Genomic DNA, 19,139 nt, shown 5'->3' on the forward strand with positions numbered 1-19,139 from the left:
CGGACCATGCAGACTCGTGACGACATCTTCAACACCCTTCGCGATGCCTTGGTAGAGCTGTTCGAACTGGACCCCAAGCGCGTGAGCCTCGAATCCAACCTGTACCAGGATCTGGAAATCGACAGCATCGACGCGGTCGACCTGATCGATCACATCAAGCGCCAGACCGGCAAGAAAATCGCCGCCGAAGAATTCAAATCGGTGCGTACCGTCAGCGACGTCGTCGAGGCGGTGTACCGTCTGGTTCAACCCGCCGCATGAGCCGACTGATCGGCCTCGGCCTGCTGCTGGCAGGCCTGCTGTACCCCTTTGCGGTGTATTTCGGCATGGAACACTTCGCGCCATGGCAGTTCGGTCTGATGCTGGGAGGCCTGTGGCTGGCCCGCGCGCTGACCGGTAGACGACGGCCCGGCAGCCTGTGGATGGCGGCGGTGGCGATCGTGTTTTGCCTGCTGTTGGCGCTGTTCGACAACCCTGAGCTGCTGCGCTGGTACCCGGTGCTGATCAGCGGATTCATGCTGGTGCTGTTCGGGTGGAGCCTGAAACTTGGCCCCCCCATGGTCGAACGACTGGCCCGTCTGCGCGAACCACACTTGCCAGCCAAAGCCATTCGTTACACCCGCCAGGTGACCATTGCCTGGTGCGTGTTTTTTCTTTGCAACGGTTTGTGCGCCGCCGCCCTGACGCTGTGGGCGCCGCTGAACTGGTGGATGTTGTACACGGGGCTGATTTCCTACGGATTGATAGGCCTGATGTTTGCCATTGAATGGCTGATACGACAACGGGTACGAGGCCACCCATGAATTGGATAAAGCTTGAGCAGCTATTGCTCAAGGCCGAGCCGGATCGGGCCGTAACGACCCAGCCGACGCTCGATCACGAACACTTCTGCGCACAGGCCCTGAGCCTGGCTGCCGGCCTGCAAGCCCAGGGCGTGCAACGCATTGCCGTGCACCTTGAAGACGCCGCCGACCTGGCGATTGCCCTGCTGGGCGCCTGGCGTGCCGGCGTCAGCGTACTGCTGCCGTCCGACCTGCAACCGCAAACCCGTCAGCGCTGGTCGAGTGAAGTCGATGCCTGGCTGACCGATCAGCCCGAGGATGCGCACCTCGACGATTACATGCATTCGCCTCTCAGTGCCGCGGCGCTGGATCTGGATCAATGCCGCCTGAGCCTGTGCACGTCCGGGTCCAGTGGCGAACCTAAACGCATCGAGAAAACCCTGCGGCAACTGGCCAATGAAGTCCAGGCGCTGGAGCAATTGTGGGGAGCCGACCTGGGGCCTGCGTGCATCATCGGCAGCGTCGCCACCCAACACATCTATGGGCTGCTGTTTCGGGTGTTGTGGCCGCTGTGCGCCGGGCGCCCGTTCCTGCGCAAACAACTGGCCTTTCCCGAAGACTTGCAACGCGCCAGCCGCGAGCATTCGGCTTTCGCCTGGGTCGCAAGCCCCGCGTTGCTCAAACGCATGGGCGATAACCTCGACTGGCCGGCCCTGAGCGCTGTGCGTCGAGTGTTCTCTTCCGGTGGCGCCCTGCCCGCCGAAGCGGCAAAAAGCCTGCACCAACGGCTGCACCAATGGCCGACGGAAATTTTCGGAAGCTCGGAAACCGGCGGCATCGCATGGCGCCAGGGCCAGACACTCTGGCAGCCCTTTGCTGACGTCAAACTGAGCCAGGACGAAGACGGCGCGCTGCTCATCGCCTCGCCCTACTTGCCCACCGACCACGTAGAACACACCGCCGATGCCGCGCGAATTGGCGCTGATGGCCGATTCGAACTGCTCGGACGGCTGGACCGGATCGTCAAACTGGAGGAAAAACGTATTTCCCTGCCGATGCTGGAGCAGGCATTGATGGCCCACGATTGGGTTGCCGAAGCACGTCTTGGCGTCGTCCAGGAAAACCGCGCCTCGCTGGGAGCCCTGCTGGTCCTGACTGAAGCGGGCTTGCATGCCCTGCGCAACCAGGGTCGTCGCGCCCTCACGGAAGACCTGCGCAAACATCTGAGCCAGCATTGCGAAACCCTGGCCCTGCCCAGACGCTGGCGTTTGCTGCGCCAGCTACCGTTGAACGCCCAAGGCAAACTGCCCCAGGCCGACGTCGAAGCCCAGTTGCTTGCCCCGCGCCCCAAGGCGCCGCAGGTATTGGAACAAGCCGAATCCGAAGGCGAGTGGAGCCTGCAATTGGCCGTGCCGCCGGATCTTGCCTACTTCAGTGGCCACTTCCCCACAGCTCCGGTATTACCCGGCGTGGTGCAGGTTGAGTGGGCATTGAACCTGGGCCAGCAATTGATGAATCTGCCGGAAAAATTCGCCGGCATGGAAGTGTTGAAATTCCAGCAACTGGTGCGTCCGGGCGATGAAGTCCAGTTGCATCTGCGCTTCGACCCGATCCGCCGCAAACTGTATTTTGCCTATCGCAATGAATCCGCCACCTGCTCAAGCGGGCGGATTTTGCTGGAGCCGGCGCATGCATAGTCCCTGCGCAATCATCCCGGTCTACAACCACGAAACCGCGATCACCACCGTGGTCGATGCGCTGATCGCCAGCAACTTGCCCTGCATTCTGGTGGACGATGCCAGCAGCCCGGCGTGCGCCAAAGTGCTGGATCGACTGGCTCAAAGGGAAATGGTTTACCTGATCCGCCTTGCCGCCAATCAGGGCAAGGGAGGCGCGGTGATGACCGGCCTGCGTGAGGCTTCGCGACTGGGGTTCAGCCACGCCCTGCAGGTGGACGCCGACGGCCAGCATGACTTGCAGGACGTGCAACGGTTTATCGAACTGTCACGTCGCAATCCGCAAGCGGTGATCTGCGGTTACCCGCAATACGACGAGAGCGTGCCCAAAGGACGCCTGTACGCCCGCTACCTGACCCACGTGATGGTCTGGATCAACACCCTGTCACTGCAGATTCGCGATTCCATGTGCGGTTTCCGTGTGTATCCATTGCCGCCGGTCCTGGCGTTGATCGAATCAGCAAAAATCGGCAAACGCATGGATTTCGACTCGGACATTCTGGTGCGCCTGGCGTGGCGCAACCAGCCGATGCAATGGCTGCAAACCAGAGTCCATTATCCCCTGGACGGTGTTTCACACTTCCGCATGTTTCACGACAACGTACTGATTTCGAGCATGCACACGCGCCTGTTCTTCGGCATGTTGCTGCGCTCACCGGTGATCCTCTGGCGACGGTGGCGCGCATGAGCGTCAACAAGGAGCACTGGGCAGACCGGGAGGAGCGCGGCAGCTTCTGGCTGATGAAACTCACGGCGTTCGGGGCCAAGGTACTGGGTCGCCGGGTATTGAGCCCGGTGCTGTACGGCATCGTGCTGTATTTTTTCCTGTTCGGCCGTAGCGCCCGCCACAGCGCCTGGCAGTATCAGCAGCGGCTTGCCAACTGGAGCGGGCGCAGCCAGTTGCGACCGACTCATTGGCGGGTGTTCGGTCAGTTCATGGCCTTCGCCGACTCCATGCTCGACAAGCTCGATGTGTGGAACGGCAAACTGAGCATCGAGCAGATAGAAATCATCGACCCGGCGCTGCTGCGCAACCAGTTGCGTGGTACACGCGGACAGATGCTGGTGGGTGCGCACTTGGGCAATCTCGAAGTCTGTCGAGCGTTGGCGGAGATCGGCGAAAAAGTCACCATGAACGTACTGGTGCACACCAAACACGCCGAGCAATTCAACCGTCTGCTCGGCGAGGCCGGTGCAACCAACCTGCGCCTGATCCAGGTCAGCGAGCTGGACCCGGTGATCATGCTGCAACTGCACGAACGCCTGGAGCGCGGCGAGTGGCTGGCGATTGCCGGCGACCGCGTTCCGCTGCATGGCGGGCGCAGCGTGACCGTGGATTTCCTTGGTTATCCGGCGGCATTCCCCCAAGGCCCGTGGCTGCTGGCCGGCCTGCTGAAGTGCCCGGTCAACCTGCTGCTGTGCCTGAAGAAACCCGACGGTGACTATCGCCTGACGATTGAGCCGTTCGCGCAAACGATCATCTGGAAACGCAGCGACCGCGAGCAGGTCATTCATCAGTGGGCCTCCCGCTATGCCGAGCGCCTGAGTCACTATTGCCTCGACGCGCCCCAACAATGGTTCAACTTTTACCCTTTCTGGAAGACCGATGACGACGCCAACGCTTGAGCCGGTAACCTTCGGCGAATCCCCTTTGCGCATCGAAGAGGTGCTGGCTCTGGCCAACCGCCAGGCGCCGACGCAGTTACAGAGCGATCCCGCGTACCGCGAGCGTATCGCCAAGGGTGCGCGGTTCCTCGACTCCCTGCTGGACAAGGAAGGCGTTATCTACGGTGTGACCACCGGCTACGGCGATTCCTGTGTGGTGGCGGTGCCGCTGCATCACGTCGAAGCGCTGCCGCAGCACCTGTACACCTTCCATGGCTGCGGACTGGGAAAACTGCTCGACGCCCAGGCCACCCGCGCGGTGTTGGCGGCACGCTTGCAGTCGCTGTGCCACGGTGTTTCCGGCGTGCGCGTGGAGTTGCTGGAACGCCTGCAAGCATTCCTTGAGCTCGACATCCTGCCGCTGATCCCGGAGGAAGGTTCGGTGGGCGCCAGCGGTGATTTGACGCCGCTGTCGTATGTCGCCGCCACCCTGTCCGGCGAACGCGAAGTCATGTTCCGTGGCGAACGACGTCAGGCCGCCGATGTGCATCGTCAATTGGGTTGGCAGCCGCTGGTGCTGCGCCCCAAAGAGGCCCTGGCGCTGATGAACGGCACCGCCGTGATGACTGGCCTTGCCTGCCTGGCCTATGCGCGCGCCGATTATCTGCTGCAACTGGCCACGCGCATCACGGCGCTGAACGTGGTTGCGCTGCAAGGCAACCCGGAGCATTTCGACGAGCGCCTGTTCGCCGCCAAACCGCACCCGGGGCAGACTCAAGTCGCTGCGTGGTTGCGCAAGGATCTGGCCATCGACGCGCCAACCGCGCCATTGCATCGCCTGCAAGACCGTTATTCCCTGCGTTGCGCGCCCCACGTCCTCGGCGTTCTGGCCGATAGCCTGAGCTGGCTGCGTTCGTTCATTGAAGTCGAGCTCAACAGTGCCAACGACAACCCGATCATCGACGCCGAGGCCGAACGCGTGCTGCACGGCGGTCACTTCTACGGCGGGCACATCGCGTTCGCCATGGACAGCCTGAAAAACCTCGTGGCCAACGTTGCCGACCTGCTGGATCGACAACTCGCTTTGCTGGTGGACGAGCGCTACAACCACGGGCTGCCGAGCAACCTGTCCGGCGCCAGCGCCGACCGTGCCATGCTCAACCATGGCTTCAAGGCGGTGCAGATCGGCGCCAGCGCCTGGACCGCCGAAGCGCTCAAAAACACCATGCCGGCCAGCGTGTTCTCACGCTCCACCGAATGCCACAACCAGGACAAGGTGAGCATGGGAACCATCGCCGCCCGCGATGCGATCCGTGTACTGGAACTGACCGAACAGGTCGCCGCCGCCACGTTGCTCGCCGCCAATCAGGGTGTGTGGTTGCGCGGTCAAGCCGAAAATGCGCGGCCTCTGCCCCCAGCCCTGGCCGCCATGCACGACGAACTAGGTAAAGACTTCCCGCCCGTTATCGAAGACCGCGCTCTGGAAGGCGAATTGCGCCTGTGCCTGCAACGCATCGCCGAACAACACTGGAGGCTGCATGCGTAGCAAGGGAGTGCTTCATACCGATACGGAAATTCTCGTGCCGTTCTTCGACGTCGACAGCATGAACGTCGTCTGGCACGGCCATTACATCAAGTACCTGGAAATCGCCCGCTGCGCGTTGCTGGACAAGATTGGCCATAACTACAACGCAATGTCCGACTCGGGCTACGCGTGGCCGGTGATCGACCTGCAATTGCGCTACGTGCGAGGTGCGGTGTTCGGGCAAAGGCTCAACGTGCGCGCCAATTTGGTGGAGTGGGAGAACCGGTTGAAGATCAACTACCTGATCAGCGATCTGCAAACCGGTGAGCGCCTGACTCGCGCGGTGTCCGTGCAGGTCGCCGTCGACATGAGCAATCGCGAAATGCAGTTGGCCTCGCCGAAGGTGTTTACCGATGCGGTCGAGAGGGTCTTGCCATGATTTTCTGCCGCCCCCGTTCCTCTGTGGGAGCGAGCCTGCTCGCGATGATCGATAAAGATGACGCCGAACACCTGACACTGCGCAGAGCTCTCGGGTTTTTCGCGAGCAAGCTCGCTCCTACAGTGTTGTGCGTGTTACTTGGCATTCCTGGGCTGGCCAACGCCTTCGATCTGCAACAGCTTAGCGATCAGCTGTCCAAGCCCGAGGTCATCCACGGCAACTTCATCCAGGAAAAACACCTGCGCGCCCTGCCGCAACCATTGACCAGCAAGGGCACTTTCGTCCTGGCGAAAGATCATGGTTTGTTGTGGCTGTTGAACACGCCGCTGAAGCAGGATTACCGCATCACCACCAACGGCATTGCCCGGCGCGATGCCAGCGGTTGGCAGATGCTGCCGGGCAAGAGCGCTGGTGCCGAGCAGAACCGCTTGTTCCTCGCCGTCTTGCAAGGTGATAGCAGCGGGTTGCAACGGGATTTCGAGCTGTCGTTGAGCGGCGACGCACAGGACTGGAAACTGACGTTGTTGCCGCGTTCGATGCTGCTCAAGCAGGTGTTCAACCAGATCAACATTACGGGCGGTGAACTGGTGCACAGCATCGAACTGCTTGAAACCCAAGGCGACAGCACCCTGTTGCGCATGCAGGACAGCACCAGCGCCCAACCGTTGAGCGACGCGGAGCAACAAGACTTTGCCCAGTGAACGCAGGCTGCCCTGGCTGTTCCTGATCCTGTTGCTGACAGTGCTGGCACTCGCCGGCTGGCAATGGCGCGACGGAGCACCGCTATCGGCCAACCTGATGGAACTGGTGCCCGGCACGGCACCGGACGCACTGGAGCTGCGCGCCGAACAACGTATGCAAGAACCCTTGAATCGCGAAATGCTGGTGCTGGTCGGTCATGCCAATCGCGATCAAGCCATAAACATGGCGCAAAAGCTGGGAGTACAGTGGCAAGCCAGCGGCCTGTTCGAAAAAGTCCAATGGACCTTGCAGGCCGACTTGCCGGCGCTGCGGGCGCAACTGCTGCAAGGCCGGTTGGCAATGCTTTCGGCGCAGGATCGCCAACAACTGATCGAACACCCAGACGTCTTCATCGAACAGCGGGTGCAGGCATTGTTCGATCCGTTTACCGGGTTCACCCTGGTGCCCAGCCAGGACGACTGGCTAGGCCTGACCGGGCGTATCCAGAACAGCCAGCCGCGGCACGGCGCCGTACAACTGGATATCGGCAGCGGCGCCTTGATTGCCGATGCAGACGGCAAGAGTTGGGTGCTGCTGCGGGCGCGAACCACCGGCAACGCCTTCGACATGAACCTGCCGCTGCAAGTGGCTGACCTTCTTGCACACAGTCGAGAAGAAGCGGCCCGCGACGACGTGCAACTGCTCGCCGCCAGCGGTTTGCTGTACGCGGCCAACGGCCAGCGACAGGCTTCCCGCGAGATGACGTGGGTCGGTGGGGGTGCCACGGTCGGAATTCTGTTGCTGCTGTTGCTGGCCTTTCGCCGCTGGCGCGTACTGCTGGCCTTTGTACCGGTGTTGGTGGGCATGCTGTTCGGCGCGGTGGCCTGCGTGGCGTTGTTCGGCCATATGCACGTGATGACCCTGGTACTTGGATCGAGCCTGATCGGTGTCGCCGTCGATTACCCACTGCATTACCTGTCCAAAAGCTGGAGCCTGAAACCCTGGCACAGCTGGCCGGCGCTGCGCCTGACCTTACCGGGCCTGACCCTGAGCCTGATCACCAGCGCCATCGGCTATCTGGCCCTGGCCTGGACACCGTTTCCGGCACTGACCCAGATTGCGGTGTTCTCCGCTGCCGGCCTGCTGGGTGCGTACCTGTCTGCCGTGTGCCTGCTGCCCGCGTTGCTCAAGGGTGCCGAGTTGCGCCCGGCGCAATGGCCACTGCGGGTCTCCGAGTTTTTGCTGGGTCGTCGAGAAGCACTGCTCAAATATCTGAGCACCCCGGTATTGCTGGCACTGCTGATCGCTTTTTGTGCCGGTGGCCTGTTGCAGCTCGAAACGAAAAACGACATCCGCCAGTGGGTCGGCGCACCGCAGCAGTTGACCGATGAAGCGCAAACCATCGCGAAGATTACCGGCTACCAGCCCACCAGCCAGTTCTTCCTGGTGCAAGCGGCTGATCAACAACAATTGCTCGAACGCCAAACCGCACTGAGCGAGCGTCTGCAGCAATTGGTCAACCTGGAAAAACTTCAGGGCTATCTGTCGCTCAACCAACTGGTCAGCCAGCCCAGCGACCAGCAACACGTCCGCGAGGCCTTGGGCAAGCTGACGCAGCATTGGCAGCCGCTGATTGATGTCGGTGTGCCGATCGAGGCGCTGCAAGCGGAGCTGGCCAAGCTGCAGGCGCTCCCCGTTGAAGACATCGATTCTGCGCTGGCCGGGCCGCTGGCAGAGCCGTATCGCCCATTGTGGCTGGGGCGAACCGATGACAGTGTTGCGGCGATGGTTAGCCTGCAAGGTGTAAGCAACCCTTCTCTATTGCGGGTCCAGGCCCAGGATCTGCCGGGTGTGACCCTGGTAGACAGGTTGGGTGAATTGAATCAGGTATTTGCGGCGACCCAGGTCAGTGCCGCAGAGCTGAAACTCGCCTCCTGCGTGTTGATCGTGCTGGTGCTGATCCTGCCGTTCGGCCTGGGAGGTGCGCTGCGCATCGTCTCCCTGCCATTGCTGGCCGCACTGTGTAGCCTGGCCAGCCTGGGATGGCTGGGGCAGCCGTTGACCTTGTTCAGTCTGTTCGGCCTGCTGCTGGTGACGGCGATCAGCGTCGACTACGCGATCCTCATGCGCGAGCAGGTTGGCGGCGCCGCCGTGAGCCTGCTGGGCACCTTATTGGCCGCATTGACCACCTGGCTGTCGTTCGGCCTGCTGGCCGTGTCGAGCACCCCGGCGGTGAGCAATTTCGGGCTGTCGGTCAGCCTGGGCCTGATCTTCAGTTTCCTGCTCGCACCCTGGGCCGGGCGCCACGTGCATGCGGTGCCTGTCGTGGAGCCGGCATCGTGATGACTATCGTGTTCTGGGCGATGGCCCTCGCGCTGTTCGCCGTGGCGACCCGGCTCGGCCGCCACTTCGGTCTGATTCCAATCGTCAGCCAGTTGCTGCTGGCGACCCTCGGCTTGCCGTTGTTGATGTACTTCTGGATCGAACCGCAATGGCAACTGAGTGGTGCAGCACTGGTGTCGCCGGGCTGGCTGAAAAACCTCTACAGCCTGAGTTTCGCGCTGCTGCTGGGCTACATCCTCAGTGACGTGATCGACCTGCAACTGGACCGCCAGAGTCTGAAAATCGCCCTGCCGAGTTTCTGCATCCCGTTTGCCTGTGGCCTCGCTACGGCGATCTGGCTGCTGCCAACCCAGCCCTGGATAAGTTCGCTGGCGGTCGGCCTGCTGTTCGCCATCACCGCCATCCCGGTGCTGTATCTGTACCTACGGCACATCCAATACCCGCCCGCCGCCACCCGACGGCTGGTGCAGACCGCGATTCTGATCGACCTCGCCTGCTGGACCCTGTTCGCCATTGCCCAAGGCAGCCTGCACCTGAGCAGCCTGCTGCTGCCATTGGCCGGCGCCTGCCTGCCGGTGCTGCTGCGGTTGCTTGGCCTGCGCCAGTTGTGGCTATACAGCCTGGGCTTTTTCGCCCTGTTGGTGGTCGCTGAACATTACAAGCTCAATGCACTGATTTTCGGCATCGGCTACGTGCTGGTGATGGCCGCCCTGAAGGCGCCACTGGTGCTGCCGTTGCCGGCCCAATGGATGAGTCGCCTGCAAACGTACATTGCCATCCCGCTGATCCTCACGTTCGGCATTGTGCAGATCAACGTTCATAGCGCGATCAACGACCTGGGCTGGGTGCAATTGGCGGCGCTGCTGCTGTTGCCGATCACCAGCAAACTGCTGGGCAACTGGATTGGCCTTGGTTGGGCCGGCGCCTCGTTCCAGGGCGCCAGCCGTTGGCGTGAAAGCGTGCTGCTGAACATTCGCGGCTTGAGCGAGATTGTCTTTCTCAACCTGCTGCTCCAACAACAGCTCATCAGCCCCGCGTTGTACTTTGCGCTGATGGTGATGGGCCTGACCGCAACACTGCTGCCAGCACTCGCCGGCATGCACCGGATTCCCCTGAAAGCTGCCGTCTCGGCAAGGAGCCCCCATGTCAACCGTTGAAACGCAACGTCGAACGATTGTGGTCATAGGGGCCGGCCCTTCCGGTGCAATCGCCGCTGCGCTGCTCAAGCGCAAGGGGCATGACGTGCTGGTGATCGAGCGCCAGTATTTCCCACGGTTTTCCATCGGTGAAAGCCTGCTGTCGCACTGCCTGGATTTCGTCGAGGAAGCGGGCATGCTCGATGCCGTCAACGCGGCCGGTTTCCAATTGAAAACCGGGGCCGCATTTGCCTGGTGCGAGCGCTATAGCACCTTCGATTTCGGTGACACCTTCACTCAGGGCAAACCGACGACTTTTCAGGTCCAACGCGCCGATTTCGACAAGTTGCTGGCCGATCAGGCCGCGCTGCAAGGCGTGGAGATCCGCTACGGCGAAACCATCGTCAGTGTCGATATCGATCAGGTCAGACCGTTGCTCGGCGTTCGACGCGAAGACGGTAGCGAGTACCGGATCGAAGCCGACTTCATGCTCGATGCCAGTGGTTACGGCCGCGTCCTGCCGCGCTTGCTGGACCTTGAGGCACCGTCAAATTTCCCGGTGCGTCAGGCGGTGTTCACCCATGTCGAAGACCATATCGACCACCCGAATTTCGAGCGCACCAAAATCCTCATCACCACCCACCCGACGAAGCGCGACGTCTGGTTCTGGACCATCCCGTTCAGCAACGGACGCTGTTCGGTTGGCGTGGTCGCGGCAGCGGAGCACTTCGAGGGTCGCACCGAGAACCTGGACGACTGCCTGCGCGGTTTCATCGCAGAGACGCCCAGCCTGGCCGGAGTGCTGAACAACGCCGTCTGGGATACGCCAGCACGAACCATCGGTGGTTACTCTGCCAACGTCAAAACCCTGCACGGGCCGGGCTTTGCGTTGCTGGGCAATGCGGCGGAGTTCCTTGACCCGGTGTTTTCCTCCGGCGTGACCATCGCCATGCGCTCGGCGAGCATGGCTGCGGCGGTTTTGCACCGTCAGTTGCAAGGTGAAACGGTGGACTGGCAACGCGAATTCGCCGAACCGCTCAAACGCGGGGTCGATACCTTCCGCTGTTACGTCGAGGGCTGGTACGCCGGGACATTTCAGGACGTGATTTATTACCCTGAAAGTACCGCCGATATCCGCCGCATGATCAGCTCGATCCTCGCCGGTTACGCCTGGGATGAGCGCAACCCATTCGTCGCCGAACCCAAACGCCGATTGCGGATGCTGTCGGAACTCTGTGCAAGGGATGCAACATGAGCAACATTGGAAGCTGTTGTGTGATGTGCCTTGACTGTGGGAGCGAGCCTGCTCGCGATAGCGGTGGGTCAGGCAGCCTCTATGCCGACTGTCATGCCGTCATCGCGAGCAGGCTCGCTCCCACAGGGATAATGGGCATTCTTAAATTTTTGTTGCTTGCCTGCGCCCTGCTGCTCACCGCCTGCAGCAGCCAGCCACCTCTACCCGAGCAAACCCCGAGCCTGGCGTTGCCGCTGCAATTGCACATTCAGCGCCTGCAAGCGGAGCAACGACAGGACTGGGTGCTGGTCATACAGAGAGAAGGCCCTGACATTCGCTGGTCGATGATGGACTTGCTGGGTATCCCGCAGGCCCGCCAGAAACTGGTCAATGGTCATTGGCAGGCTGACGGCCTGCTACCGCCCAATCCAGAGGCCCGGGAGCTTTTCGCCGCGTTGCTGTTTGCACTGACACCCAAGGATGAACTGTCGGGCAATTACTCCGGTGCCTGGCAGCACGGCGCACAACGCTCCCTGCCAGCGCGCTGGGATGTCCGTTATTCACAACCATTGAGCTTTGAATTGAACTTGCCCAAAGGCCCGAAGTACCAAGTCACGCCCCTGAATGGTGAAGCCCCATGAAGGCCTACCTGAACGCCCTCGGCGTGATCTGCGCCCTGGGCCGCGACAAGCAGGAAGTCGCCCGCAACCTGTTTGCCGGCGATTGCTCCGGCATGCGCAGCGAAGCCAGTTGGGTGCCGGAGCGATCATTGCCGGTGGGCGCGGTACAGGGCGAATTGGCGGTAATCCCCGTCGAGTTGACCCGGCAACGCAGCCGCAACAATCAACTGTTGCTCGAAGCCGCCCTGCAAATTCGCCAGGACATCGAGCAAGCGATCCAGACTTATGGTCGCGATCGCATCGGTGTCGTGCTGGGCACCAGTACCTCGGGCATCGACGAAGCCAGTCGCGGTCTTGCCCACTACGTCCGCGAGCAGCATTTTCCGGACGAATACGACTATCAGCAGCAGGAACTCGGCGCACCGGCGAACTTTCTGGCCGACTGGCTGCAACTGAGCGGCCCGGTGTATGTGATTTCCACTGCCTGCACCTCCAGCGCCCGGGCGTTGATGAGCGCCCAGCGCCTGCTCGATCTGGGCGTGTGCGATGTGGTGCTGTGCGGTGGCGTCGATACGCTGTGCAAGCTGACCCTCAATGGTTTCTCGGCGCTGGAAGCGGTGTCCGGGCAGCGCTGCAATCCGTTTTCGGCGAACCGCAATGGCATCAATATCGGCGAAGCAGCGGTGCTGTTCCTGATGAGCAAGCAATCAGGCGATCGCCAGCCGATTGCCCTGCTCGGCAGTGGCGCCAGCTCCGATGCACACCACATTTCCGCCCCGGAACCCACCGGCCGTGGCGCCCAACAGGCGATGCGCAAAGCCTTGAGCCGTGCCAACCTGCAATCTGAGCAGATCGCGTACCTGAACCTGCACGGCACCGCGACCCAGCACAACGACGCCATGGAAAGTCAGGCCGTGGCGGCATTGTTCCCGGCCGGCGTCCCCTGCTCTTCGACCAAGCCCATGACTGGCCATACCCTCGGCGCGGCCGGCGCGCTGGAAGCAGCGTTCTGTTGGTTGAGCCTGAGCGCAGACAATCGCGAGCATGCGTTACCGCCGCATATCTGGGACGGTCAAGCAGACCCCGAATTGCCCGCTTTGAAATGGGTGACCCAGGCCGATCGCCTGGCGTCCACTGGTCCTCGCTACCTGATGAGCAACTCCTTCGCCTTCGGTGGTAACAACGTCAGCCTGATTATCGGAGACGCCCCATGATTGACTGGCCGCTCGCCGAACTGCTGCCCCACGCTGGCGACATGATTTTTATCGATCAGATCCTGGCGTTCGATGAGGAGCAGATTCACACCCGCCTCACGGTCAAACCCGACGGTCTGTTCAGTCTCGCCGATGGCAGCCTGCCAGCCTGGGTCGGTATCGAACTGATGGCCCAGAGCGTGGCAGCCTTCGCCGGTTGCCGTGCACGCCAGCGCGGCGATGCGGTGGAGTTGGGCTTCCTGCTCGGCAGCCGCAAATTCGAATGCAACGTGGAAAGCTTTCCAGCCGGCACCGAGCTGACCATTCACGGCATTCGCTCACTGGAAGACGACAACGGCATGGGCGTATTCGAATGCCACATCACTGCACCGGGCATTCATGCCACCGCCCGTCTGAACGTGTATCGACCGCCCCACGCGGCCCAATATCTTCATGAACCCGAAGGAGTCCAGTCATGACTGAATCCGTACTGGTCACCGGTTCCAGCCGCGGCATCGGCCGCGCCATTGCCCTGCGCCTGGCTCAGGCCGGGCATGACATCGTGCTGCATTGCCGCAACGGCCTGGCCGACGCCCAAGCCGTGCAAGCCGAAGTCGAGGCCCTTGGGCGCAACGCGCGCATCCTGCAATTCGACGTGTCCGACCGTGCCGGTTGCAAGGCCATTCTTGAGGCCGACGTAGAAGCCCATGGCGCCTATTACGGCGTGGTGCTCAATGCCGGCCTGACGCGTGACGGTGCTTTTCCGGCGCTGAGCGAGGATGATTGGGATGTGGTGATGCGCACCAACCTCGACGGCTTCTACAACGTGCTGCACCCGGTGATGATGCCGATGATCCGTCGTCGTGCTGCTGGCCGGATTGTCTGCATCACGTCGGTGTCCGGCTTGATCGGCAACCGTGGTCAGGTCAACTACAGCGCCTCCAAGGCCGGGTTGATCGGCGCGGCGAAAGCGTTGGCAATCGAGTTGGGCAAACGCAAAATCACCGTCAACTGTGTCGCACCCGGCCTGATCGACACAGCCATGCTCGATGAAAACGTGCCGGTGGAAGAACTGATGAAAATGATCCCTGCACAACGCATGGGCACTCCAGAAGAGGTCGCCGGCGCGGTGAATTTCCTGATGTCGGCGGAAGCTTCGTACATCACCCGGCAGGTTCTGGCCGTCAACGGAGGCCTGTGCTGATGAAGCGCGTCGTCGTCACCGGCATGGCCGGCATCACCTCTCTGGGCAGCGACTGGGACACCATCGCCGGCCACTTCGCGGCCAACCGCAGCGGTATCCGCCGCATGGACGAGTGGGATCGCTTCACCGAACTCAACACGCGCCTGGCCGGCCCCATCGATGATTTCAAGGTCCCGAGCCACTGGACCCGTAAGCAACTGCGCAGCATGGGCCGGGTCTCACGACTGGCTGTCCGTGCGTCGGAACAGGCCTTGGCCGACGCGGGATTGCTGGGAGACGAATCAATCAAGGACGGGCGCATGGGCGTCGCTTGCGGCTCGTCCACCGGCAGCACCGACGAGATCAAGGCGTTCGGCAACATGCTGCTCAACTCGGTGGCCGAAGGCCTGAATGCCAACTCCTACGTGCGGATGATGCCGCACACCACGGCAGCGAACATCAGCATCTTCTTCGGTCTCACCGGCCGCTTGATCCCGACCTCCAGCGCATGCACCAGTGGCAGCCAGGGCATCGGTTACGCCTACGAAGCGATCAAGTTCGGTCGCCTGCCGCTGATGCTCGCCGGAGGTGCCGAAGAGCTATGCCCCACCGAAGCCATGGTCTTCGACGCGCTCTACGCCACCAGCCTGAAAAACGATACCCCGCAATCCAGCCCGCGCCCCTATGACAAGGGCCGCGACGGTCTGGTCATCGGTGAAGGTGGCGGCATGCTGGTGCTCGAAGAACTGGAACACGCCCTGGCTCGTGGCGCGCACATCCATGCCGAAATCGTCGGTTTCGGCAGCAACGCCGACGGCCAGCACACCACCCGTCCGGAGCAAGTCACCATGCGCCGGGCCATGGAACTGGCGCTCGAAGACGCCGGGCTCAAGCCTTCGGACATCGGCTACGTCAACGGCCACGGCACCGCCACCGAACAGGGCGACATCGCCGAAACCCTCGCCACCAGCAGTCTGTTCGGCGAGCACATGCCGATCAGCTCGCAAAAAAGCTTCCTCGGCCACACCCTCGGCGCCTGCGGAGCACTGGAGTCCTGGTTCAGCATCGAAATGCTCAACCGCGACCTGTACATCCACACCCTCAATCTCGACGAAGTCGACCCGCATTGCGGCAAGCTCGACTACCTGCGCGGCGAATTCCGGCAGATGAGCAACCAGTACGTGATGAACAATAATTTTGCGTTTGGCGGGGTGAATACTTCGCTGATTTTCAAGCGCTGGGTGTAAGTCCAGAACGACAAAGGGCGCCTTTCGGCGCCCCTTCACAGACAGGTCGGCTTGTCATCGCCCTGTACCTGCCTGGCTCTGCGATGGCTGGTTACCCAGGATCCTCAGAGTCTCACAAGCCCCTTTCGGGAACGTTGCCGATATTACCCGAAATCAGACATCAGGTATTCGGCTGAGTCCCAGCGTTCGAAATTGATCAGTCACCGTGGATCAAGGTTATCCAACACCCGATTCACCGCCATTTCCCCCAACATGATCGACTGCTGAATGCCCAGCAGTGTGTTGCTTTGTGACCCTTTCAGATACCTCGCGAAGTCGCTGGCCATGACATTGGCCGATGCCAGGGATTCGCAGGCGTATTCCAGTAGGGTTTGGTTGTCGATGTTGGGCGCGACGAGAAATATCGTGCTCGGCTGATGTGGGGTGTCAGGATCGTTGTCCGGCGGATTTTTTGTTGTATGAATCATGATCAGTGTCCAGAACGAAGTTGAGCCGGCACCGAGTCGCTACACATCAGAAGGGTGGCGGCTGTACGCAGGTTAGCAGACCGGGGCCACACCAAACCGGCGCGCCCGAAGGCGCCCTGCGCACAGCTGCCATCAAGGGCAGGTATGGAAAATACCTGCCTATCAGGAGCGCAATTGCGCTTGGCGTAACCGCGGGCTGCTAAACCCGATCACTGACAATCAGCGACCCGATTGAAGTTACCGACGACCCCAAAAGCGCACAAGCCGGCGGATTCTGGAGAAGTTGTAGGTAACGCCGCAAGGCTCTGTAGCCCTTCCAGGAGATTTCAGAAATGTCCCACGGCTGGGGGTGAAATGTCTGATGCGATAGTGGTGGGCTGATGCATTTTTGGTGTTCTTGAGGATCCTATCGCTAGCAGGCTAGCTCCCACAGTGATTCGGTGGTTTGCCACACATTGCGTCCCAGCCCAGAACCCTGTGGGAGCTAGCCTGCTAGCGATTGACGGCGCAGCCGTCACGGCTTCAGCCCACCTTTCTGGTCAATAACTCCACAAAAGCCCTGGCCATCGCCGACTTCTGATCCTTGCGCTGCACCAGCCACACCGCCGACACCGCTGCCGGATCGAGCAACGGTCGATAGACCACGCCTTCGATGCGCATCCGCCGATAGGACGCCGGCAACACCGATACACCCAGCCCTGCTGCCACCAGACCAATAATCGTCATCGCCTCGCCGGCCTCTTGGGCAAAATGCGGGCTGAAACCTGCGTCGCGGGCCAGGCTGAGCAACTGCGCGTACAGACCGCTGCCATAGCTGCGCGGGAAAAATACGAACGGTTCGAGGGCCAGCGCTGACAGAAACAACCCCTCCTCACTGTCCTTCACCAAGGGATGCTTGGAGCTGAGAACGGCGACCAGCGGCTCGCGCATCAACTCGACCACATCGAGACAGTCCGGCAGCCCGAGCGGTCGCATGATGCCGACTTCAATCGACTCATCCACCAACGCATCGGCCACCTGGGTGCTGCTCATCTCCCGCAAATTCAAATGCACCGACGGGAAACGCTGTCGAAACGAAAAAATCGCCTGGGGAATGGTCGAGTTGAACGGCGCCGATGAGGTGAAGCCGATTTTCAACTCACCCAATTCACCCAACTGCGCCCGCCGTGCCACATCCGCCGCTTTATCGACTTGGGCCAGCACCAGTCGCGCCTCTTCGAGGAACAGGCGACCCGCCTCACTCAGCTCGACCCGACGATTGGTACGCTCGAACAACCGCGCGCCAACCTCTTGCTCCAACGCTTGTATTTGCTGGCTCAACGGCGGCTGCGAGATGCCCAGCACCTGTGCGGCGCGGCCAAAATGCAGTTCTTCGGCAACGGCGATGAAGTAGCGCAGATGACGCAATTCCATGAGTTTTCCATTAGGTCGTGAAAGCTATCAAACAGGTCGAACAATATATTGGATTGAATCATTAGCCAGCTATATGCTTTTTTCATTGCCTGACCGGCTGCGCTCCTTCGAGGTCCAACGTGAAAACTGCTGTCGCCCCACTCGCCCATGAAGTTCCCCCCGCCGCACAGGGCGATGCCGTCGCTGAGCTTCGGGAGATCTACATCGAAAAAGGCACGCCGGCGTTCATGCGCACGGTGTTGGCACTGTTCTGCGGCGGCTTCGCGACCTTCGCCCTGCTCTACTGCGTGCAGCCGATGATGCCGCTGCTGTCCCACGAATATTCGATCAATGCGGCGCAGAGCAGCCTGATCTTGTCGGTCGCCACGGGCATGCTCGCCATCGGCCTGCTGATCACAGGGCCGATCTCGGACCGCGTCGGGCGCAAACCGGTGATGGTGACGGCGTTGTTCGCGGCTGCGCTGTGCACCATGGCCAGTGCGATGATGCCGAGCTGGCACGGCGTTTTGGCGATGCGCGCGCTGATCGGCTTGTCGCTGAGCGGTCTGGCGGCGGTTGCGATGACTTATCTGAGTGAGGAGATTCATCCGCAACACATCGGGCTCGCCATGGGGTTGTACATCGGCGGCAACGCCATTGGCGGCATGTGCGGACGCTTGATTACCGGGGTCTTGATCGACTTTGTCAGCTGGCACACGGCGATGCTGGTCATCGGTGGGCTGGCGCTGATTGCCGCGGCGGTGTTCTGGAAAATCCTCCCCGAATCACGCAACTTCCGCGCCCGCTCGCTGCACCCGCGTAGCCTGCTCGACGGTTTCACCATGCACTTTCGCGATGCCGGGCTTCCGCTGCTATTCCTCGAAGCCTTCGTGTTGATGGGTGCTTTCGTCACGCTGTTCAACTACATCGGCTATCGCCTGCTGGCGGCGCCTTATGGCATGGACCAGGCCTACGTCGGCCTGTTGTCGGTGGTGTATCTCTCGGGCATCTACAGCTCGGCGAAAATCGGCGCCCTGGCCGACAAACTGGGCCGGCGCAAAGTGCTGTGGAGCACCATCGTGCTGATGCTCGGCGGTCTCGCCCTGACAATGTTCACGCCACTGCCGCTGGTAATCATCGGCATGCTGGTCTTCACATTCGGCTTCTTCGGCGCCCACTCGGTAGCCAGCAGCTGGATCGGCCGCCGCGCCACCAAGGCCAAGGGACAAGCCTCGTCGTTGTACCTGTTCAGCTACTACGCCGGGTCGAGCATCGCCGGTACGGCGGGCGGCGTGTTCTGGCACTTGGGCGGCTGGAACGGCATTGGTCTGTTCATTGGCGCGTTGCTACTGGTGGCCCTGTTGATCGCGCTGAAACTGGCGAAGTTGCCGCCGCTGGGCGAACGCTCTCTGTAGGAGCAGGCCTCCCGACAGCAGATCTTCGACATACAAAAACGCCCGGTATTTACCGTAATGCTGTTCAGTTAAGGCATTTGTAGGAGCGAGCTTGCTCGCGAAAAACTTCAGGACGCCGCGTTCATTCAGAATGTCTGCGTT

19 protein-coding genes are annotated in these 19,139 nt (G+C 61.4%); 17 read left to right on the top strand and 2 right to left on the bottom strand.

Annotation, left to right across the window (positions count from 1 at the left end; genetic code table 11):
• Positions 1 to 6 precede the first annotated feature (6 nt).
• From ACRESJ_RS31730 to ACRESJ_RS31805, 16 genes are all read left to right on the top strand, one after another.
• Positions 7 to 261 carry an acyl carrier protein gene (locus ACRESJ_RS31730; protein WP_110965992.1) on the top strand — a complete coding sequence of 85 codons (255 nt, stop codon included), beginning with the start codon at positions 7 to 9 and terminating at the stop codon, positions 259 to 261.
• Entirely contained in the window at positions 258 to 803 is a 546-nt protein-coding gene (locus ACRESJ_RS31735) for a hypothetical protein (RefSeq protein WP_431761428.1), read from the top strand. Before ACRESJ_RS31730 ends, ACRESJ_RS31735 begins: the two co-directional genes overlap by 4 nt.
• Entirely contained in the window at positions 800 to 2,479 is a 1,680-nt protein-coding gene (locus tag ACRESJ_RS31740; RefSeq protein ID WP_431761429.1) for an AMP-binding protein, read from the top strand. Before ACRESJ_RS31735 ends, ACRESJ_RS31740 begins: the two co-directional genes overlap by 4 nt.
• A complete protein-coding gene (locus ACRESJ_RS31745; RefSeq protein ID WP_431761430.1) occupies positions 2,472 to 3,206 on the top strand; it encodes a glycosyltransferase family 2 protein in 735 nt (244 codons plus the stop codon). Before ACRESJ_RS31740 ends, ACRESJ_RS31745 begins: the two co-directional genes overlap by 8 nt.
• Entirely contained in the window at positions 3,203 to 4,144 is a 942-nt protein-coding gene (locus ACRESJ_RS31750) for a glycosyl transferase (protein WP_431761431.1), read from the top strand. Before ACRESJ_RS31745 ends, ACRESJ_RS31750 begins: the two co-directional genes overlap by 4 nt.
• Positions 4,125 to 5,669 carry an HAL/PAL/TAL family ammonia-lyase gene (locus ACRESJ_RS31755; protein WP_431761432.1) on the top strand — a complete coding sequence of 515 codons (1,545 nt, stop codon included), beginning with the start codon at positions 4,125 to 4,127 and terminating at the stop codon, positions 5,667 to 5,669. Before ACRESJ_RS31750 ends, ACRESJ_RS31755 begins: the two co-directional genes overlap by 20 nt.
• On the top strand, positions 5,662 to 6,087 hold the full coding sequence (locus tag ACRESJ_RS31760; RefSeq protein WP_431761433.1) for an acyl-CoA thioesterase: 426 nt from the start codon (positions 5,662 to 5,664) through the stop codon (positions 6,085 to 6,087). The genes ACRESJ_RS31755 and ACRESJ_RS31760 overlap by 8 nt, the downstream gene beginning before the upstream one ends.
• Complete coding sequence (locus ACRESJ_RS31765) at positions 6,084 to 6,788, top strand: outer membrane lipoprotein carrier protein LolA (RefSeq protein WP_431761434.1); 705 nt, start codon at positions 6,084 to 6,086, stop codon at positions 6,786 to 6,788. Before ACRESJ_RS31760 ends, ACRESJ_RS31765 begins: the two co-directional genes overlap by 4 nt.
• Positions 6,778 to 9,111: an MMPL family transporter gene (locus ACRESJ_RS31770; RefSeq protein ID WP_431761435.1), complete on the top strand. Its 2,334-nt coding sequence runs from the start codon at positions 6,778 to 6,780 to the stop codon at positions 9,109 to 9,111. The genes ACRESJ_RS31765 and ACRESJ_RS31770 overlap by 11 nt, the downstream gene beginning before the upstream one ends.
• Positions 9,111 to 10,268 carry a sodium:proton antiporter gene (locus tag ACRESJ_RS31775; RefSeq protein ID WP_431761436.1) on the top strand — a complete coding sequence of 386 codons (1,158 nt, stop codon included), beginning with the start codon at positions 9,111 to 9,113 and terminating at the stop codon, positions 10,266 to 10,268. Before ACRESJ_RS31770 ends, ACRESJ_RS31775 begins: the two co-directional genes overlap by 1 nt.
• On the top strand, positions 10,255 to 11,502 hold the full coding sequence (locus ACRESJ_RS31780; protein WP_431761437.1) for an NAD(P)/FAD-dependent oxidoreductase: 1,248 nt from the start codon (positions 10,255 to 10,257) through the stop codon (positions 11,500 to 11,502). The genes ACRESJ_RS31775 and ACRESJ_RS31780 overlap by 14 nt, the downstream gene beginning before the upstream one ends.
• 137 nt (positions 11,503 to 11,639) lie before the next feature.
• Positions 11,640 to 12,122 carry a hypothetical protein gene (locus ACRESJ_RS31785; RefSeq protein ID WP_431761446.1) on the top strand — a complete coding sequence of 161 codons (483 nt, stop codon included), beginning with the start codon at positions 11,640 to 11,642 and terminating at the stop codon, positions 12,120 to 12,122.
• Complete coding sequence (locus ACRESJ_RS31790; RefSeq protein WP_431761438.1) at positions 12,119 to 13,315, top strand: beta-ketoacyl-[acyl-carrier-protein] synthase family protein; 1,197 nt, start codon at positions 12,119 to 12,121, stop codon at positions 13,313 to 13,315. Before ACRESJ_RS31785 ends, ACRESJ_RS31790 begins: the two co-directional genes overlap by 4 nt.
• Positions 13,312 to 13,773, top strand: coding sequence for a hotdog family protein (locus ACRESJ_RS31795; protein WP_431761439.1), 462 nt, complete (start codon positions 13,312 to 13,314; stop codon positions 13,771 to 13,773). Before ACRESJ_RS31790 ends, ACRESJ_RS31795 begins: the two co-directional genes overlap by 4 nt.
• Positions 13,770 to 14,498 (top strand): 3-oxoacyl-ACP reductase FabG, encoded by a 729-nt coding sequence (gene fabG / locus ACRESJ_RS31800; RefSeq protein WP_431761440.1) that lies wholly within the window; start codon positions 13,770 to 13,772, stop codon positions 14,496 to 14,498. Before ACRESJ_RS31795 ends, fabG begins: the two co-directional genes overlap by 4 nt.
• Positions 14,498 to 15,724, top strand: coding sequence for a beta-ketoacyl-ACP synthase (locus tag ACRESJ_RS31805; RefSeq protein ID WP_431761441.1), 1,227 nt, complete (start codon positions 14,498 to 14,500; stop codon positions 15,722 to 15,724). Before fabG ends, ACRESJ_RS31805 begins: the two co-directional genes overlap by 1 nt.
• A 200-nt stretch (positions 15,725 to 15,924) precedes the next feature.
• Here the strand turns inward: ACRESJ_RS31805 and ACRESJ_RS31810 are convergent, their stop codons facing one another.
• A complete protein-coding gene (locus ACRESJ_RS31810; RefSeq protein ID WP_431761442.1) occupies positions 15,925 to 16,191 on the bottom strand; it encodes a DUF6124 family protein in 267 nt (88 codons plus the stop codon).
• A gap of 522 nt (positions 16,192 to 16,713) precedes the next feature.
• Positions 16,714 to 17,604 (bottom strand): LysR substrate-binding domain-containing protein, encoded by an 891-nt coding sequence (locus ACRESJ_RS31815; RefSeq protein ID WP_431761443.1) that lies wholly within the window; start codon positions 17,602 to 17,604, stop codon positions 16,714 to 16,716.
• A 119-nt stretch (positions 17,605 to 17,723) separates the two neighbouring features.
• On the opposite strand from ACRESJ_RS31815, the gene ACRESJ_RS31820 reads away from it, so the two are divergent.
• Entirely contained in the window at positions 17,724 to 18,998 is a 1,275-nt protein-coding gene (locus ACRESJ_RS31820; RefSeq protein WP_431761444.1) for an MFS transporter, read from the top strand.
• The last annotated feature ends 141 nt before the right edge of the window (positions 18,999 to 19,139 follow it).

Source organism: Pseudomonas sp., from assembly GCF_050739655.1.
Taxonomy (GTDB): Bacteria; Pseudomonadota; Gammaproteobacteria; order Pseudomonadales; family Pseudomonadaceae; genus Aquipseudomonas.

Coding starts and splice junctions, on each gene's coding strand:
- ACRESJ_RS31730 (WP_110965992.1), top strand. CDS start 7: ATGCAGACTCGTGACGACATCTTCAACACCCTTCGCGATGCCTTGGTA.
- ACRESJ_RS31735 (WP_431761428.1), top strand. CDS start 258: ATGAGCCGACTGATCGGCCTCGGCCTGCTGCTGGCAGGCCTGCTGTAC.
- ACRESJ_RS31740 (WP_431761429.1), top strand. CDS start 800: ATGAATTGGATAAAGCTTGAGCAGCTATTGCTCAAGGCCGAGCCGGAT.
- ACRESJ_RS31745 (WP_431761430.1), top strand. CDS start 2,472: ATGCATAGTCCCTGCGCAATCATCCCGGTCTACAACCACGAAACCGCG.
- ACRESJ_RS31750 (WP_431761431.1), top strand. CDS start 3,203: ATGAGCGTCAACAAGGAGCACTGGGCAGACCGGGAGGAGCGCGGCAGC.
- ACRESJ_RS31755 (WP_431761432.1), top strand. CDS start 4,125: ATGACGACGCCAACGCTTGAGCCGGTAACCTTCGGCGAATCCCCTTTG.
- ACRESJ_RS31760 (WP_431761433.1), top strand. CDS start 5,662: ATGCGTAGCAAGGGAGTGCTTCATACCGATACGGAAATTCTCGTGCCG.
- ACRESJ_RS31765 (WP_431761434.1), top strand. CDS start 6,084: ATGATTTTCTGCCGCCCCCGTTCCTCTGTGGGAGCGAGCCTGCTCGCG.
- ACRESJ_RS31775 (WP_431761436.1), top strand. CDS start 9,111: ATGACTATCGTGTTCTGGGCGATGGCCCTCGCGCTGTTCGCCGTGGCG.
- ACRESJ_RS31780 (WP_431761437.1), top strand. CDS start 10,255: ATGTCAACCGTTGAAACGCAACGTCGAACGATTGTGGTCATAGGGGCC.
- ACRESJ_RS31790 (WP_431761438.1), top strand. CDS start 12,119: ATGAAGGCCTACCTGAACGCCCTCGGCGTGATCTGCGCCCTGGGCCGC.
- ACRESJ_RS31795 (WP_431761439.1), top strand. CDS start 13,312: ATGATTGACTGGCCGCTCGCCGAACTGCTGCCCCACGCTGGCGACATG.
- fabG (WP_431761440.1), top strand. CDS start 13,770: ATGACTGAATCCGTACTGGTCACCGGTTCCAGCCGCGGCATCGGCCGC.
- ACRESJ_RS31805 (WP_431761441.1), top strand. CDS start 14,498: ATGAAGCGCGTCGTCGTCACCGGCATGGCCGGCATCACCTCTCTGGGC.
- ACRESJ_RS31810 (WP_431761442.1), bottom strand. CDS start 16,191: ATGATTCATACAACAAAAAATCCGCCGGACAACGATCCTGACACCCCA.
- ACRESJ_RS31815 (WP_431761443.1), bottom strand. CDS start 17,604: ATGGAATTGCGTCATCTGCGCTACTTCATCGCCGTTGCCGAAGAACTG.